Below are 16,231 nucleotides of genomic sequence, written 5' to 3'. Positions count from 1 at the left end.
TCACAGTTGGTCAGTTCCAGTCTCTTCGTCGCTGTCGACGAGGCCACTGAGATCCAGTTCAGGCATAGAAGTCTCGTAGACGTCTTCCACCCGGATCGTCGCCGGGCGCTCAACTTCGCGCTCGAGTGTGACGGCCCACAGGGCTCGACTATCAAGTGACTCTCGATAGGAGATGACGGCAGGACCGATTCGCCCATCCATCCACTTGTACCCGACAGCCAGATGCGTCACCTCAAGCCCATCGAGAGGAAGAGTCGGCTCATACCAACGTTTCGCCCCTTCGGTGGGGAATGCAGCGATGACGTCCCCCGCCCGGTGGCGCTTCACGCGAAGTTTGAATGAGTTCATCCATCCGATCTCACGTACCGGCTCGTCGTCAATGATCGTTGACTCCGGGGACGCGTCGATTCGACGAACGAGTTCTGCCCACACTCGCTCGTGAATGAAGCTGCTGATGAATCGCTGCGTGAATGTCGGAAACCAGGCGGGTCTGAAATCCTGGAAGTCACCCAGGTCAATGCGGGCTTGATCGACCGAATCGATCAGGCCAGTCTGAAATTCGTGCCCAACTGCGTCAAGAATCTCGTGACCATTTTTCGCCGAAATCATACCAGTAAATATACCACCGCATTCGGAATACTGAGCCGACATCCGGACTTACACCAGGGAACCCGAAGAACGCACTCCACCATTTGAGAGGCAGACATGTCGACTATCACGATCATCGGCGGCCACGGAAAAGTTGCGATGCTTGCGGCACCGCTGCTCAACAATGCCGGGCACACGGTCCGTTCGGTCATCCGCAAGGAGGAGCAGTCCTCCGAAATCGAGGCGGCGAACGCCACGCCTGTCGTCGCCGATGTCGAAAACCTCGACACCGATGCCATCGCCGAGGTGCTGGCCGGCAGTGACGCGGTTGTCTGGTCCGCCGGTGCTGGCGGATCGGGTGAGGACCACACATGGGCGATGGATCGCGATGCCGCCATCCGCGTGATGGATGCAGCCCAGAAGTCGGGTATCCGCCGCTTCGTGATGGTCTCATACTTCAATTCCCGGCTCGTCGACGGCGAAGTTCCCGGCGTCGAGAAGGGCGACGGAATGTACGCCTACTACAACGCGAAGTCACAGGCCGACGAACATCTGCGCACGAAGACCGACCTCGACTGGACGGTCCTCGGCCCCTCAGTTCTGACCCTCGAACTTGCGACACAGAAGATCACCGTGGACAGCGCCGGCGAGACCCGCGACCTGGACGTGCCCTCGACGTCTCGCGACAACGTCGCACATGTCATCGCCGCAGTCATTGCCGAGCCCGCGAGCTTCGGTAAGACGCTGAACTTCCACGACGGTGACACCCCCATCGCCGAGGCGGTCGCTCAGGGAGTCTGAGATCTGACCGTTCCCCGGTCACCCCGGCAGTAGCTCCCGCAGGTCCTCCCCCGCGGCAATTCGCGCAAGAAGTGCTGGTTCGCCCCAGTCGGAGGCCAGCGCCGCCTGCAGGACCTCATTCCCCGGGCCCGTCGGTGGCAGTACAAGCACTCCCTGCCGGTCACCGAGAACCAGATCACCGGGGCGGACTGTGACGCCGTCGATCTCGACCTCGCAGTCAAGGACATCATCGCCGAGGCTGCCGGTACGTTTCGTCGTCCGCGCGATCAGTCCGGTGGCGAAGACCGGGAGCCTGTCCTGCACGTTGCGCAGCGCAGCGGCGTCGGTGACGGGTCCGTCGACGACGATGCCTGCGGCACCCTGGGCGATCGCGGCCGCCGCCGTGACCGCCCCGACCGGCGCGTGGAGGCCGCTGGCGACCCGGATGACGAGAACGTCACCCGGCCTCAGTGCGTGCAGTGCGCGGTTGACGGCGAGCGCATCGGGTTCGCGCAGATCGAGGGTTCTGGCCGGGCCGACCATCTGCGGCCCTTCGTTGATCGGCACCATGCGGGGAGTGCAGAATCCGTCTTCGAGGAAGTGACCGAGCGTCGGGAGCTCGACCTCTCTCAGTGAGGCGATCAGTTCCTCGGAGGCCAACTCCTCACAGTCCAGGTCCACCGCCATACCGCTCACGCCCCACCCGCTGCTTCGGAAGAATCGCTGACAACCGCGACACATTCGACCTCAAGCGAGATGTCCCAGATGGAGACGCACACGGTGGTCCGTGCCGGTTTGGCCTCTCCGAAGAAGTCCGCATAGACACGATTGAAGGGCTCCCGCTGCTCGGGCGTGGTCAGATAGGCGTTGACCTTGACCACCTTGTCGATGCCGCTGCCCGCGGTTTCAAGCACGGAGCGCAGATTGCTCAGACACGTTCTCACCTGATCCTCGAAGGCCTCGGGTGTGATGCCGTCGGCAGCGAACGGAACCTGACCTGTGGTGAAGACGAATCCGTTGGCGACGACGGCCTGCGAGTACGGGCCGATGCCCGGGGCCAGACCCGGGGCGGTCTCGATGCGACGGATCATCGGTTCTCCACCCCCACCTCGGAGACGGTGTCACCATCGACTCCAGCTTCCGGCGTATCGGCGCGGTCGATGCTCTGCAGACGGTTTTCGGTGAGCAGGAACAGGGCGATGAGGGACAGGACCGCGGAGCCGGCGATGTACCAGGCCATCGAGTCGGACTTGCCGGTGACGTCGAGCAGCCACACGGTGATCGCGGGGGTGATGGCCGAGCCCAACAGGCCCGAGAGCATGTAGGACACGGACAGTCCGGAGTAGCGGATCTTCGCACCGAAGAGCTCGGCGAGGAAAGTCGCGATCGGGCCGTAGTTCGCGCAGAAAGCGATCATCATCAGCCCGTAGGCGAGGAAGACTGCGGCGGCGCTGCCGGTGTTCAGGAGCCAGAAGAACGGGAACGCGAGGATCACTTCGCCGGCGATTCCTGCGGCGATGATCGGGCGGCGTCCGATCTTGTCGGAGAGGCGACCGAAGACCGGGATGAAGATGAGTCCGACGATGCATGCGACGAGGACGACCCAGAGCATGAAGTTGCTCGACAGCCCCTTCTCCTGGGTACCGTAGTTGACGCCGGAGGCGACCATGAGCGTGAACGTCGACCCGGTCGACAGGGTGGCGACGCCGCCGAGGATGACGGGCTTCCAGTAGTGGCGCATGAGGTGGGCGAAGGGCAGTTTGGCCTTCGCACCCTGTTCACGGACTTGCTGGAAGCTCGGCGTCTCCTCGATGTTGAGGCGGATGTAGATGCCGACGGCGACGAGCAGCACGGAGGCGATGAACGGGACCCTCCAGCCCCAGGAGATGAGCGCTTCCTCGGACACGAGTCCGGTGACGATGAGGAAGGCGAGGTTGGCCAGCAGGGTACCCACGGGCACGCCTACCTGGACCATCGAGCCGTACCAGCCTCGGCGCTCCTCGGGTGCGTGTTCGACGGTCATGAGAACCGCCCCGCCCCATTCGCCGCCGAGCGCCAGTCCTTGGATGATGCGCAGGGTGAGCAGGATGAACGGTGCGGCGATGCCGATCGTGTTGAAGTCGGGGACCAAGCCGATGGCCAGGGTCGCACCACCCATGACGAGGAGGGAGACGAGCAGCATCGACTTGCGTCCGAGGCGGTCGCCGAAGTGTCCGAACAGGACCGCACCCACCGTGCGCGCCAGATAGGCGGCGGCGAAGGTGAGGAATGCGAGGATCGTGCCCAGGGCCGGAGAGAGTTCGGGGAAGAAGACCTGGTTGAACACCAGAGCCGAGGCGGTGCCGAAGAGGAACAGGTCGTACCATTCCACGGTGGTGCCGATGACGCTGGCGGTCGCGATCTTGCGCATCTTCGCGCGATCGAGGCGAGCGCTGGCGGCTGTGCCGGTGCCCGAGTTGTCGACGGAACCGTCGTCGGTGCGAGTTGGCGAACTCATGGTGGTGCCTCCGAGAGTGCAGATGAACAGAGTTGAAAGTGACTGTCATCACTCTTCCCTGTGTGCGCTCCGGCAACAATGACTATTCACACCGGGGTGAGCCTCAGAATTGTGTATTTGCACATTCCGGCATCATCGAGCCATCCCGTGGTGGCTTGAGAATCCGTGCTCGGCCTCTTACCTCGCGGTCAAACCCTCACCCCGCCGAGGCGAGTGCCGCGTTCCAGCTTCCGTAGAACTTCCGCACTGCGGCGGCCGAAGGAACTTCGCCCTTGTGTTCGGCGGCGTATTCGCCGTAGGCCTTGTAGGTGGCACCGAGGTCCCGGTCGTCACAGTCAGCGACGAAGTCGGCGATCGCCTTGTCATACGCGGCTTCGTCGAAGCGCAGCTGGCCCCGTGCTCGACCCACCGAGCTGGTGGCCAGGCCCGCGGCCTTGAGCGCCTCGTTCCAGGAGCCGAAGCGTTGGACGGCGGTCTGGCTGGTCGGCGGCCACACACTGGCGCCCTTGGTCGAGGCCACACCCAACTGCCTGAGGACTGTGGTGCGCGCCTTCTCGTATTTCGCCGCGGTCAACGCCACCGGGCTGGGTGAGCTGCGCACGCTGGCAATGGATCCGGCCACCTCGGCGAGGGCCTTCTTCACACCATTCTCATTCAACGTCTGGTTGCGGAGGGCGACCTCAACCTCGGCGAGGATCTCGCTGTCCTTGGGACTCAGCGCGGACGTGGCAGTCGGGGCCAGGCCAGCGTCGGTCGCGGCGAGGTGGAGCAGCGCCCCGATGAGTGCGGGGGCGGCGGTGTGGGACCTGTCGGTGTCGGAGTCAGTCATCGACTTCATCTTACGTGCGATGCCCCGAATTCGCGGGCGATGACGACGCTCAGCTGGTAGCCAGCAGTCGCAGGGGGCATTGCGTGCATGAGCGTTGCAGCAGCCTTGGCGTGTTTAGACTGCACTATGACTGAGTTCAATATCGGCGACACCGTCCAAGTCACCTCCGGAGCCATGACGCACAGCGTCGGCACCGTCGTCTACCTCTATGAGAAGACCGGCAAATACCTCGTGCGAACTGGTGTCGGGGCTCAGGACTACTACGGACCAGATGAGATCGAACTGTTCACCCCCTGAACCACCGTCGCTGTAAAGTGACTGCATGGTCGTCGAACCGCCAGCCGCCGAACGGCGAGGAACGCTGGGTGCCTATCTGATTCCATTCAGCGTGTGGGTCCTCGCGGCACTTGCTGCGGTCATCATGTGGGCCACCGCTCCCGCCCACAATGTCAATGGCTCATGTGAGGGCCTCGGCTTCGGCTGCACTCCATCGCCGCGAGACACGATCGCAATGTTCGTCATGTTCTTCGGCATTCCCGCGACCGTCGGCTGGCTGGGGTTCTGTGCAATCGTCACCGCAATCCTGAACAAGACGATGCCGGCCAAGTGGTGGGTACGCGGGCTTGTGTCCTTGGCCATCTGCCTGGCGGTCAGCGCGATCGTCCTCGCTCTCATTCTTCTCATTTGGTAGCACCAGCCATTCGGCGACTCTCAGCGCGCGGCTGTGTTCACATGATGTGTCCGTGGGCAATGAGAAGATGGCACGGTGCCCGCTAACGATCATGCTTCGTCCCATCACACCGCCGGCTGGCGTGAGGCCTTTGCCTCCCTCGCCGAGGTGGCTCCGCAGGAGCATACGCCCGTGGCCCTGGGATTCGAGCTCGTCGAGGTCGTGGCCCGCACGTGGTTCGAAGCGAAGCACTCGGTCGTGCTCGAGAAAAAAGAGGTCACACCCGGGTCCAATCCGAGCCTGGCGATCCGCCCGCTGATCCTCAGCGATTCCGGCAACTGGGTGAAGAAGTCGCTGACCTGGCGCACCATCGATCGCATGGCCAGGCAGTTCAACATCGATCCACGTCACCAGGAATGGTTCACCCAGCTCGCTGGTCTGCGGACCCGGGACAAGACCGACTTCACACCCGATGGTGCGCCCTACAACCTCGGCGATTTTCACACCCCTTTGCTGTGGGACATGTTTGCTCAGGCGAACGAGCTCGGGATCGAACTCGTCGGCGTCAATCAGGGCATGCACATCCACATCGGACGCGAGGCGAAGGCGATCATCGACGTCAATCGGGTGAAGAACCAACTGCGGGTGCAACCACGGGTCACGATTGATGAACGCGAATTCTCACCGGGACTGACCAAGCCCATCTGGACGCACGGATTCTTCGGTGTCGACCTGCGCACGGGCTTCACCGTGACCCTGGCTCCGGTCTCGAAGGCGACGGCTCAGTCGGCTCTATCCGTGTTCGCGGCACCCGGTCCGATCACGATCCCGGCTGATGAGTCCGAGGAGTTCTTCGAGGAGTACTACCCGTTGCTGCGCACCTCCGCCGAGGTTGTCAGCACCGATGAGACGGTGAAGTTCCCGCGGTTCAGCGAACCACGGCTGGTGCTGCTCCAGTCGTTCGGGGCCAAGGACATTCTGAGTCTGCAGTGGTACTGGGAGTACTCCGGACCTCGTCGAACCTTGCCCGTGGTCCCATTGTCGAAGCTCGGCACCTCCGCCATCCGCAGCACAGCAGCCGGGCGCGGGGCAGCCACACCAAAGCCGGACCCGCGAGATAACCGCGACCTCACACACGAGGCCGCTGTGCTCGACCAGGTCGCGTCCGCCCTCGCAGAGACACAACCGCCCGGCCACCCTCGCGACATGGAACTGTCCGACGCCGACACCGCGGACTTCGTCGTCAATGTCCTGCCCGGGCTCGAGGAGATCGAGCACGTCAAGGTCATCACGCGCGGGAAGAAACAGCCCTACCGTGAGCTCGGCGGGGAACCGAACATCACGATCACCTCGGTCGAGTCGGAGAAGAACGACTGGTTCGACCTCGGCTTCCAGATCACCATCGACGGCAAGCCCATCCCCTTCGTCAAGCTCTACAAAGCCCTGGCGTCGGGGACGAAGAAGATCAAACTTGTCGACGACACGTTCCTGTCGCTGAACAAACCCGCCTTCGACAAACTCAAGGCACTCCTGGCCGAGGCCGATCTCATCCCCGAGTGGGAACCCGAGTCGCCCAAGATCACGCGCCTGCATGTGGGCCTGTGGTCGGAGTTCGAGGAGCTCGCCGATGAGACTCTGCCCGCCCAGTCCTGGCAGGAATCCGCGCAGGCACTGCTCGACCTCGACCACCTGCCCGCCGTCGAAGTCCCTCACCTGAACGGCGTCACCATGCGGCCCTACCAGGTGCAGGGATTCCGGTGGCTGGCGCTGCTGCACAAGTGCCACCTCGGCGGGATCCTCGCCGACGACATGGGCCTGGGCAAGACCCTGCAGACCCTGGCACTCATCGCCCACGCGAAGCCAGAGCTTCCGTTCCTCGTCGTCGCCCCCACCTCGGTGGTGGACAACTGGGCGAAGGAGGCCGCAAAGTTCACCCCTGACCTCGACGTTCGCGTCGTTTCCGAGTCAACGAAGAAGAGACAGAAGCCCCTCGCCGAGGTGGTCGCCGGTGCCGATCTCATCGTCATGTCCTACGCGATGCTGCGCCTGGACGAGGATCCGATCTCCCGCCTGAACTGGGCCGGCTTCGTTCTCGATGAGGCGCAGTTCGTGAAGAACAGCTCTTCCCAGGTCCACATGGCTGCGAAGTCGGTCAACGCACCCTTCCGGCTGGCGCTGACGGGCACTCCGATGGAGAATTCTCTGCGCGATGTGTGGTCGCTGTTCTCCATCACCGCACCTGGTCTCTTTCCCAGTGCGCATCGCTTCGAGAAGGAATACGTGCGGCCCATCGAAGGCGGTGAGGATCCGGGGCGAATGGGACGGCTGCAGAAGCGGATCAGACCCTTCATGCTGCGCCGCACGAAGGATCTCGTCGCCGCCGATCTGCCGGAGAAGCAGGAGCAGGTCATCAATGTCGAGCTCAATGCCGCACACCGCCAGCTCTACGATCGGGTGCTGCAGAAGGAGCGGAAGAAGATCCTCGGCTTCATCGACAGCGAGTATGACAAGCAGCGGTTCATCGTCTTCCGGTCTCTGACCTTGCTGCGCATGCTTGCGCTCGACCCGCGCATCGTCGACGGCGAACACGAGGGCGTGCCCTCAAGCAAGCTCGCCGCCCTCATGGAGCGCCTCGAGGATGTCGTGGCGGAGGGCCACCGCTCAATCGTGTTCAGCCAGTTCACTTCCTTCCTCGACAAGGTGGCCGAGGATCTTGATCGCCGAGGTGTCCCCTATGTCGTCCTCGATGGTTCGACTCGCAATCGCGGGCAGGTCGTCGACGAGTTCCGGTCCGGTGCGGCTCCGGTGTTCCTCATCAGCCTCAAGGCCGGAGGGTTCGGCCTCAACCTCACCGAGGCCGACTATGTCTTCCTCATGGATCCGTGGTGGAATCCGGCGACGGAGAATCAGGCGATCGACCGAGCGCACCGGATCGGTCAGACGAAGAACGTCATGGTCTACCGCTACGTCGCCGAGGGAACGATCGAGGAGAAGGTCCTGGCTCTGCAGAAGAAGAAGGCCGAGCTCTTCGACTCTCTCATGACCGACGGCGGAGCCTTCGAAGGGCGCGGCCCCAACGGGCAGGCATTCAGCCAGACGGTGACGGCCGAGGACATTCGGGGTCTGCTCGAGGGGTAGCACAGCGCCAACCAACTATCCTGATAGTGACGATGACTGATGACTCAAAAGCGACCCGGGAGCAACGCTGGCAGGAACGCCTGGCAGTGCCGGTTCTGGTCGCCGCACTCGTCTCGATCCCAGCAATCTTCCTCACCTTCCTCTCTGAGCCGTGGAGCGACGCCGGCAGAGTCATCAATCTCTTGTCCGGCTTGGTCCTCGTAGGTGAGACGCTCATACTCTTCCTCGTTACTCCTGACAAGAAGTCCTGGTTCAAACGGCACCTGTGGCTGATCGTGCTCACAGTTCTCGTGATCATCGGAGTCATCTTCGCCCTCGGCCCCGTGCAGCTGTTTCGCATCATTCGACTCGTCGGCGCATTACGTATTCTGCGTACAGGCAGAATCATCAAGGCCGGGCGACTACTCTCGGGACGCATCAGCGGCAGATGGAATCGTCTCGCAGCCCTGGGTGTCTCAATCCTGGTCGCGATCTTCGTCGCCGCCACTCTTGCCGATCCGACCTCGACGGTGCGCGAGATCTTGCGCGGCGTCTTGCCCTTCGATTTCGGCCCCATCGCGGTCATCGCCTCAGGGCTGATCCTGGCAGGCGCCACGTTCATCGTCCTCTTTGATCGCAACAGCAAAGACGAATTGGACGCAGAGCCTGGCAACGATGGCGGTCGGAGCTAAAGTCACCATCCGCCCGAGAATATTTACTTTAGATTGCCTAAAGTAAATACTGACGGCCACCTCGTGAGCTGAGGTCCGCAGCAAGCTGCACGAGAGGCCGGCGCCCAGCGGAATCCGCGATAACTGCGTGGCGGTCGCTGAGTCAGCCCTCGAAGTAATAGCTCGAATGGGCAGCGCACCGAGGGTTGAATGCCGCCGCACACTCGGGACACGAGTCGGCACCCCGGTACGTGTCGATCGCCAGCTCTGCCCAGCACATTCCGCAGAGGATGGCCGCCTGATCCCACTTCTCACGCGGCCATTGCTGCGCCGGGTGGTCGGCGGTCTCACTATGGCAGAGGTGGCACGGATAGTACCGGTCGCAGCACGCGAAGCGGATGGCGATGATGTCGAGCTCGGTCGCATAATGTTCACACCGCGTGTGCTCATCGACCGTCTTGCCATAGACCTGAGGAGACCTCGCCACCCCGCGCCCACCTTCCCCTTATTGAGCCGTTGCCAGTTCTCACTCTAACTGCCGACGCGCCCCGTCCGAGTAGAGTGAAATCCCCGAACCGATGAGGATCCATGCCGCAGTCTGCCGAGTTCGTCACCCCCTTCGCCGAGGTGGCCCTGAGCAACATCACCCGTGACTATCCGTACGCCGCCCACCACGTCGCCGGGTCACCTGCCGACATCGTCGATCCGCGGGAGAAGAACCCGGCCTTCGCGAACTCCTTCGACTGGCATTCCAGCGTGCACATGCACTACCTGCTCGTGACCCTGCTGAGCACCGAGACCGCCCAGTCCGAACCCTGGCGCAACGAGGCCATCACAGTCCTCACCTCGCATCTCAGCTCGGAGAATCTCACCGCCGAAGCGATGTTCCTCCGCGAGCATCCAACCTGGGAACGTCCCTATGGCTGGGCCTGGGCCGTCGAGCTCGTGCGTGCACTTCGGGCCAGCAATGACCCGCAGTTACATGATCTGGCTCCCGGCGCCGAGGTGCTCGCCCAGACGGTCTTCGACCTGACCGTGGCATGGCTGCCGCACATGCCCGAACCCGTCCGCCACGGAATCCACCCGAACACCGCGTTCGGCCTGCGGCGTATTCTGCTCGGCGCACGAGACTTCGGCCGACATGATGTCGTCGATGCGATCGCGGCGTCCGCTCGTCGCTGCTTCGCCGATGATCATGCCTGGAACTTCAGCCAGGAACGCAGCGGCCAGGACTTCCTCTCCCCTGGTCTGTGCGAGGCCGACCTTATGGCTGAGGTTCTCACCGCCGACGAGCTCGCCGTTTGGCTGCCAGACTTCCTCTCGGAACTGGCGCCGGAGTCCCCCGCGCTCTCCCCTGTCGAAGTGCTCGACCCCACGGACGGGTATCAGAGCCACCTCTATGGTCTCGGGCTCTCCGTTGCGGCCTCGATCATGCGCTTGGCCCCACGACTGCTGCAGATTGCCGAGGACTCAGGCAATCTGGACCTCGCTGACCGCACCAGGGGCTTCCTCACCAGAGTCGATACGCTCATGTCTCCCGGGCTCGAGGCGTCTGTGTCCGATGAGTACATGGCCTCGCACTGGGTGGCGACGTTCGCCTGGGAGGCGCTGGAGTTGCGGACTCACTGAGCTGGCGGCTGACTAGCCCTGCCACCAGACCAGCGAACCCACCTCACACCGCCCACTGCTCACTCCGACCACGGCCAAGGCTGGTCACTCCGTCGACGACACCACAGGCAGTTCCGAGGTCATCTCGTCACGAGGAACCGCCTCGGCGCCCTCGGTCGTGTTCTCGACACCATGGTCAGCGGGCAGACCGGTCAGGCGTTCGGGCTTGAGGATCTCCTCAAGCTGGGCTGGGTCGAGCAGACCCTGCGCCACAACGAGGTCAGCGATCGGTTCGTTGGTCGCCAGCGCCTGCTTGGCCAGCTGCGCGGCCGGGGCGTAGCCGATGACCGGGGCGAGTGCGGTGATGACGGTGACGGAACGGGCCACCGTGTCCTCGAGCGCAGCCTCGTTGGCGGTGATGCCGTTGACGCAGTTGACGCGGAAGGTCTGGCAGGCACGTTCGAGCCAGGTGATCGACTGGAACAGGGAGTGGGCGATGATCGGTTCGAAGGCGTTGAGCTGCAGCTGTCCGGCCTCGACGGCCATGGACACGGTCACGTCGGCTCCGGCGACCGAGTAGGCCACCTGGGAGACAGCCTCGGGGATGACGGGGTTGACCTTGCCTGGCATGATCGACGAGCCGGCCTGGCGGGCAGGCAGATTGATCTCACCGAAACCGGCCTGCGGTCCTGAGGACAGCAGGCGCAGGTCGTTGGCGATCTTCGACATCTTCAGAGCGCTGCGCTTGAGTGCCCCGGAAAAGGTGATGAAGACACCGGTGTCGGAGGTGGATTCGACGAGGTCACCGGCGCTCACCAGCTCGAGTCCGGTGATGGTGCGCAAGTGCTTGATCACCGCTTCCTTGTACCCGACGGGGGCGTTGATCGCGGTTCCGATCGCAGTGGCACCCATGTTGACCTCGCCGAGGAGGGCGACGGCCTCTTCGAGTCGCTGCACGTCCTCGCGCAGGGTGGTGGCGAAGGCGTTGAATTCCTGGCCCAGGGTCATCGGCACCGCGTCCTGGAGTTGGGTGCGACCGACCTTGATGATATGGGAGAACTCGCGTCCCTTCGCGGCGAAGGCATCGGCTAAGAGCGTGAGCTCGCCGAGGAGGTTCTGCAGCGAGAAGGCCAGCGCGATCTTGATCGCCGTCGGGTACGTGTCGTTCGTCGACTGGCTGTGGTTCGTGTGGTCATTGGGGTTGATGAACGAGTAGTCGCCCTTCGCGTGACCGCCGATCTCGAGGGCACGGTTCGTGATCACCTCGTTGGCGTTCATGTTCGTCGAGGTACCCGCACCGCCCTGGATCACACCGACGGTGAACTCGTCGTGGAGTCGCCCGCCCTTGATCTCCTCGCAGGCGGCGTCGATGAGGTTCGCCCGCTGCTCATCAAGGGCACCGATCTCCAGGTTCGCCCGGGCCGCCGCCTGCTTCACACAGGCGAAGGCACGGACGAAGTCCGGGTAGACGGAGACCGGCCGGCGGGCGATCGGGAAGTTCTCCATCGCTCGCGCCGTGTGCACACCCCAATACGCCGCAGCGGGGATCTCGAGACTGCCGATCGAATCGGTCTCAGTGCGGGTGGGAGTGAAAACGCTGTCGGTCACCGGTGGTGCCTTCTTTCGTCGTGAGGACGCTTCATGATCGCCGAGGTTATCCCTCGGTCATTACGATACTGCGGCCTCGAGGAGGGCGTTATGATCTGGCTCATAGTCGCGGTACTTGCGCTGGATCTCAATCTGGTCGGCGAGGTATTTCGCGTCGTGCCAGACTCCCCAGATGAAGCTCGAGCCACGACGTGACAACCATGGCAGACCGAGGAAGTACATGCCGGGAACAGGTGTGACGCCGCGCTGCTGGACCGGGTAGCCGCGTTCGTCGAGGACTCCCTCGACCTGCAGCCAGGAGTAGTCGACACCGAATCCGGTCGCCCAGATCACGGTCGATATGTTCGCTTCGGCGAGGTCGAGTTCGAGGATCGGGTCAGTGACCGACTCAGGGTCAGGTCCGAGGATGTGTGCCTCGGGCTCCGGCGGCAGTTCGAGGCCGTTGCGTTCGATGTAGTCATCGGCCTCGCGCAGCAGGGACAGGTAGTTGTCGTCGCCGCGAGCGATGTTCTTGCCCAGGTCGGAACCGATCTGCAGCTTGCCGTCGACGAAGGAATTGGCACGTCCCAACAGGGCGATTCCCGAGGCTGCGAGGTTGCGGAAGTCCACGGTGTGCCCGCCTTCGGCACCGCTGACGGCGATCGTGACGTGGTCGGCGCCCACGGGTGGGGCAGCCAGATCCCATTTGCCCAGGGCTCCGAGCCACCAGCAGAAGTCGCGGTTGCGGTATGCCCGCGGTGGGCGATCGTGTGGACCGACCGCCAGGTAGACCTTTTTGCCGGATTTCTGGATCTCCGCTGCGATTTGGACACCCGAGGATCCCGCACCGACGACGAGCACGGCACCCTCGTCGAGCTGTTCCGGATTCTTGTACGAGTTCGAATGGACCTGGGTGATCCCGGAGCTCTCGGGAATGATCTTCGGGATGTTCGGAGTCTGGAATGGTCCGGTCGCGGCGACGACGTAGTCGGCTTTGATGGTGCCTTGGACGGTTTCGACGAGGTAGCCCCGTGCGTTCACGCGTTCGGTCACAGAAGTGACGGTGACGCCGATGCGCACGGGGAGGTTGTTGCGCTCGACTAAGGTGCGGAAGTATTCGGCGACCTGGTCCTTAGTGGCGAAACCGTCGGGATCAACATCGGCGGATTCCCGGCATCTAGCGTCCGGCAGCGAAGCCAAAGTGGCTGGGACGGCAGGCGTAGGCAGGTGATGGCGCGGCCCGGGTTCTGTCGAACTTGTTCGATACACTTGGTGACAAGATCGTGCGTTCGTCAGCGCGAAGAGGAACCCCGCGGAGTCTCGAACCTCACCGGTGGGCGATTGGTGAGGAGATGGACATGGCAGGCGATGATCGTCGCGGTCGCGTCAGCGATACGGAGCGGTTCAAGGTGTACCTGCGGTCCGGAGGCCGTTGCGCCATGTGCGGGAAGTATCTGCTCGAGGGGACGGTGACACGTCGACCGATGCGGCTCGGCGAGCTCGCGCACATCGTGGGCGCCAAGCAGACACCTGGTTCGCCGCGTGGCATGGACCCGCTCCCCAAGAACAAGCGTGAGAAGGCTGAGAACCTGATGCTGGTCTGCCGTGACGAGCACACCGAGCTAGACCGCAAGGGCACACTCGACGTCATAACGGTCGAGAAGCTCCGCACCATCAAACAGGACCACGAGGCGTGGATCTACCGGATGACGGGCCTAGACCGGAACCGCGGCACCGCGGTCCTACGGATGCTGGGGAAAATTCGTGGCAACACGGTCGAGCTTGCCCGGTCGACCGCCTCGTCGGCGATCCTCGAGTCCGACGACCGGTTCCCCGACTTCCCGCTGAGTCACGACCTCCACGGCATCGAGATCGACCTCCAGAGGCTGCCTGGTGAAGGCACGAACGAGTACTGGAAGACCGGCATGGCCGCCATCGACGAGGTCATCGAGCACAAGCTCAAGGACGCCGTCGCAGACGGCACCGTGCAACACGTCAGCGTGTTCGCGTTCGCACGGCTTCCACTTCTGGTGTACCTCGGCAGCCGCCTCGACGACACGTACCGCGTCGAGCTGTACCAGCGCCACCGCTCGACGGACGCGTGGACTTGGCCGAACACGGATGCACCGACGCCGCAGTTCGAAGTGACGTCCGAGCTCGCGAACGACGCGCCCGCCAGCTCACCCGCCGTCCTGATCTTGAACGTATCCGGCACTGCGCACCCCGATGAGCTGCCCGAGGACCTGCGAGGCCTCAACCGTCACGTCCTCGCGCCCGTCGGCGGCACCCAGGCCGGTGTGGACGTCATCAACTCGCCGGAAGCAGTCGCCGCGTTCCGGCACGCGGTCCGGTCCCTGCTGTCAGACCTCGAGGTCTCCGACAAGAATATGCCTGTCCTGCACGTAGTTGGCGCGCTGCCACTCGCGGCCGCTGTCACGCTCGGTCAGGCCCGCGACCCGCACGTCCATCCGACGTTCGCCATCTACTGGCGCACCGACGACGGCGCCTACAAGCATGCACTGGACCTGAAATGAAGCTCATCGCTTACCACGACGCGTTCCTCAGGGACACCGTCAACCTGAACCGCAGCCGCCTGGACCAGCTGGGCAACCGCGTCAGCAGTATCGTGTCGGCCCTGGAGAAGGACGACGAGGTCGGCGACATCCTCGTCCGCCACATCCCGCAAGGCTCCTGGTCGCACAACACGATCATCAAGCCTTTAAACAACCACGAGTTCGACGCCGACATCCTCGTCGAGCTCAAAGAGCAGGCCGACTGGTCCGAGCGCGACTACATCACCGCAGTCCGGGACGCGTTCAAGCGGTCCACGACTTACAAGCCGCTGGTCCGCAAGAAGAACCGATGCGTCCGCATCGGCTACAACAACGACTGCCACGTCGACGTTGTCCCGTACATCAAGCTCTCCGACGGGCGCCAAGTCATCGTGAACTGGGCCGAGGAGAAGTTCGAAGGCACCAATCCCGACGGATTCACCGCCTGGATGAAGGAGCACGACGAGCTCGCGCTGAAAAATCTCCGCAAGGTCTTGCGTCTCCTGAAGTACCTGCGCGACTACAAGCAGACCTTCACCATCCCGTCGGTCATCTTGACACTGCTGGTCGCCGAACGCGTCACATCGTGGGACGCGGACCAGCGATACAAGGACGTGCCGACTGCTCTGAAGAACATGCTCAACGACCTCGACCAGTGGCTCGACATGTACCCGCTGATGCCGTGGCTCGAGGACCCGTCATGCCCGGGCACCTACTTCAACCACCGCTGGAACGAGGACCAGTACAAGAGCTTCAAGAAAAGGGTGAAGAAGTACGCCGCGTGGGTCAACGAAGCGTACTACGAACCGGACAAGACGACCAGCCTGACCGCCTGGCAGAGGGTATTCGGCAACGGGTTCAAGGCGCCCGCTGTCGCATTGTCGGCGGCGGCGTCCGAATCGGCGCCCCCGACCCCGGTACGGCTGGAGCGGGCCCCGAACGAGCAGTACATCGAGGAGCTCGGGTTCAACATCAACCTGACTCACGTCGCCCACATCGACGCGACCGCGCTGATGGATGGGTGGCGCAAGAAGGACTTGCGCCGGCTTCGCTGGTTGGCCCGCAACTGTCAGCTCGACTTCAGGGTTACGACCGACGTCCAGGAGCCATACGACGTGTACTGGAAGGTCCGGAACGTGGGCGTGGCCGAGCACCGACTGCGCGGAGAGATCACGGCCGACGACGGCCGTCGGACCAAGCGAGAGAATACCCTCTACCCGGGTCGTCACTACGTCGAGGCGTACATCGTCAAGGACGGGCAGGTGCGCGCCATGGACCGCCACGGCGTACCCATCGAGTAGCTGCATCTGCGCCCAGCGGCCCCTCGGCGCA

Annotated in this window: 16 protein-coding genes; 8 read left to right on the top strand and 8 right to left on the bottom strand. The window is 63.4% G+C overall.

The genetic code is table 11. The annotated features are described in order from the left end of the window. Positions 1–609 (bottom strand): hypothetical protein, encoded by a 609-nt coding sequence (locus tag AAFP32_RS01025; protein WP_350270246.1) that lies wholly within the window; start codon positions 607–609, stop codon positions 1–3. A 96-nt stretch (positions 610–705) separates the two neighbouring features. Between AAFP32_RS01025 and AAFP32_RS01020 the strand changes: the two genes are divergently transcribed. Next, positions 706–1,389 (top strand): SDR family oxidoreductase, encoded by a 684-nt coding sequence (locus AAFP32_RS01020; protein WP_350270245.1) that lies wholly within the window; start codon positions 706–708, stop codon positions 1,387–1,389. A gap of 18 nt (positions 1,390–1,407) precedes the next feature. Here the strand turns inward: AAFP32_RS01020 and AAFP32_RS01015 are convergent, their stop codons facing one another. The 4 genes from AAFP32_RS01015 to AAFP32_RS01000 form a co-directional block, all read right to left on the bottom strand. Further along, the gene (locus AAFP32_RS01015) at positions 1,408–2,055 is read right to left on the bottom strand and encodes an RraA family protein (RefSeq protein ID WP_101639324.1); all 648 of its coding nucleotides are present in this window, start codon (positions 2,053–2,055) and stop codon (positions 1,408–1,410) included. A 5-nt stretch (positions 2,056–2,060) separates the two neighbouring features. Next, a complete protein-coding gene (locus AAFP32_RS01010; protein ID WP_125187642.1) occupies positions 2,061–2,459 on the bottom strand; it encodes a RidA family protein in 399 nt (132 codons plus the stop codon). Further along, positions 2,456–3,865 (bottom strand): MFS transporter, encoded by a 1,410-nt coding sequence (locus AAFP32_RS01005; protein WP_350270244.1) that lies wholly within the window; start codon positions 3,863–3,865, stop codon positions 2,456–2,458. The genes AAFP32_RS01010 and AAFP32_RS01005 overlap by 4 nt, the downstream gene beginning before the upstream one ends. 196 nt (positions 3,866–4,061) lie before the next feature. Continuing rightward, positions 4,062–4,694: a homing endonuclease associated repeat-containing protein gene (locus AAFP32_RS01000; RefSeq protein ID WP_226823970.1), complete on the bottom strand. Its 633-nt coding sequence runs from the start codon at positions 4,692–4,694 to the stop codon at positions 4,062–4,064. A gap of 126 nt (positions 4,695–4,820) precedes the next feature. On the opposite strand from AAFP32_RS01000, the gene AAFP32_RS00995 reads away from it, so the two are divergent. The 4 genes from AAFP32_RS00995 to AAFP32_RS00980 all read left to right on the top strand — a co-directional run bounded on the left by AAFP32_RS00995 (position 4,821) and on the right by AAFP32_RS00980 (position 9,173). After that, positions 4,821–4,991, top strand: a complete 171-nt coding sequence (locus AAFP32_RS00995; RefSeq protein WP_350270243.1) for a hypothetical protein — start codon at positions 4,821–4,823, stop codon at positions 4,989–4,991. Between the two features lie 25 nt (positions 4,992–5,016). Beyond that, on the top strand, positions 5,017–5,385 hold the full coding sequence (locus AAFP32_RS00990; protein ID WP_350270242.1) for a hypothetical protein: 369 nt from the start codon (positions 5,017–5,019) through the stop codon (positions 5,383–5,385). Between the two features lie 75 nt (positions 5,386–5,460). Next, on the top strand, positions 5,461–8,502 hold the full coding sequence (locus AAFP32_RS00985; protein ID WP_350270241.1) for a DEAD/DEAH box helicase: 3,042 nt from the start codon (positions 5,461–5,463) through the stop codon (positions 8,500–8,502). A gap of 32 nt (positions 8,503–8,534) precedes the next feature. Next, entirely contained in the window at positions 8,535–9,173 is a 639-nt protein-coding gene (locus tag AAFP32_RS00980) for a hypothetical protein (protein ID WP_350270240.1), read from the top strand. Positions 9,174–9,315: 142 nt separating this feature from the next. Here the strand turns inward: AAFP32_RS00980 and AAFP32_RS00975 are convergent, their stop codons facing one another. Then, a complete protein-coding gene (locus AAFP32_RS00975) occupies positions 9,316–9,639 on the bottom strand; it encodes a CHY zinc finger protein (protein WP_350270239.1) in 324 nt (107 codons plus the stop codon). A 101-nt stretch (positions 9,640–9,740) separates the two neighbouring features. On the opposite strand from AAFP32_RS00975, the gene AAFP32_RS00970 reads away from it, so the two are divergent. Beyond that, entirely contained in the window at positions 9,741–10,781 is a 1,041-nt protein-coding gene (locus tag AAFP32_RS00970) for a DUF2891 family protein (RefSeq protein ID WP_350270238.1), read from the top strand. Positions 10,782–10,865: 84 nt separating this feature from the next. On the opposite strand, the gene AAFP32_RS00965 is transcribed toward AAFP32_RS00970, so the two are convergent. Then, complete coding sequence (locus AAFP32_RS00965; RefSeq protein ID WP_350270237.1) at positions 10,866–12,368, bottom strand: aspartate ammonia-lyase; 1,503 nt, start codon at positions 12,366–12,368, stop codon at positions 10,866–10,868. A gap of 60 nt (positions 12,369–12,428) precedes the next feature. Beyond that, positions 12,429–13,547: an NAD(P)/FAD-dependent oxidoreductase gene (locus AAFP32_RS00960; protein ID WP_350270236.1), complete on the bottom strand. Its 1,119-nt coding sequence runs from the start codon at positions 13,545–13,547 to the stop codon at positions 12,429–12,431. Between the two features lie 158 nt (positions 13,548–13,705). On the opposite strand from AAFP32_RS00960, the gene AAFP32_RS00955 reads away from it, so the two are divergent. Beyond that, positions 13,706–14,881: an HNH endonuclease gene (locus AAFP32_RS00955; RefSeq protein ID WP_350270235.1), complete on the top strand. Its 1,176-nt coding sequence runs from the start codon at positions 13,706–13,708 to the stop codon at positions 14,879–14,881. Continuing rightward, the gene (locus tag AAFP32_RS00950; protein ID WP_350270234.1) at positions 14,878–16,200 is read left to right on the top strand and encodes an SMODS domain-containing nucleotidyltransferase; all 1,323 of its coding nucleotides are present in this window, start codon (positions 14,878–14,880) and stop codon (positions 16,198–16,200) included. Before AAFP32_RS00955 ends, AAFP32_RS00950 begins: the two co-directional genes overlap by 4 nt. Positions 16,201–16,231: the final 31 nt, after the last annotated feature.

It is taken from the genome of Brevibacterium sp. CBA3109, assembly GCF_040256645.1.
Classification (GTDB): domain Bacteria; phylum Actinomycetota; class Actinomycetes; order Actinomycetales; family Brevibacteriaceae; genus Brevibacterium; species Brevibacterium koreense.
Note: the sequence above shows the minus strand (reverse complement) of the source record. Positions and strands in the feature narration are given on the sequence as shown.

Coding starts and splice junctions, on each gene's coding strand:
- AAFP32_RS01025 (WP_350270246.1), bottom strand. CDS start 609: ATGATTTCGGCGAAAAATGGTCACGAGATTCTTGACGCAGTTGGGCAC.
- AAFP32_RS01020 (WP_350270245.1), top strand. CDS start 706: ATGTCGACTATCACGATCATCGGCGGCCACGGAAAAGTTGCGATGCTT.
- AAFP32_RS01015 (WP_101639324.1), bottom strand. CDS start 2,055: ATGGCGGTGGACCTGGACTGTGAGGAGTTGGCCTCCGAGGAACTGATC.
- AAFP32_RS01010 (WP_125187642.1), bottom strand. CDS start 2,459: ATGATCCGTCGCATCGAGACCGCCCCGGGTCTGGCCCCGGGCATCGGC.
- AAFP32_RS01005 (WP_350270244.1), bottom strand. CDS start 3,865: ATGAGTTCGCCAACTCGCACCGACGACGGTTCCGTCGACAACTCGGGC.
- AAFP32_RS01000 (WP_226823970.1), bottom strand. CDS start 4,694: ATGACTGACTCCGACACCGACAGGTCCCACACCGCCGCCCCCGCACTC.
- AAFP32_RS00995 (WP_350270243.1), top strand. CDS start 4,821: ATGACTGAGTTCAATATCGGCGACACCGTCCAAGTCACCTCCGGAGCC.
- AAFP32_RS00990 (WP_350270242.1), top strand. CDS start 5,017: ATGGTCGTCGAACCGCCAGCCGCCGAACGGCGAGGAACGCTGGGTGCC.
- AAFP32_RS00980 (WP_350270240.1), top strand. CDS start 8,535: ATGACTGATGACTCAAAAGCGACCCGGGAGCAACGCTGGCAGGAACGC.
- AAFP32_RS00970 (WP_350270238.1), top strand. CDS start 9,741: ATGCCGCAGTCTGCCGAGTTCGTCACCCCCTTCGCCGAGGTGGCCCTG.
- AAFP32_RS00955 (WP_350270235.1), top strand. CDS start 13,706: ATGGCAGGCGATGATCGTCGCGGTCGCGTCAGCGATACGGAGCGGTTC.
- AAFP32_RS00950 (WP_350270234.1), top strand. CDS start 14,878: ATGAAGCTCATCGCTTACCACGACGCGTTCCTCAGGGACACCGTCAAC.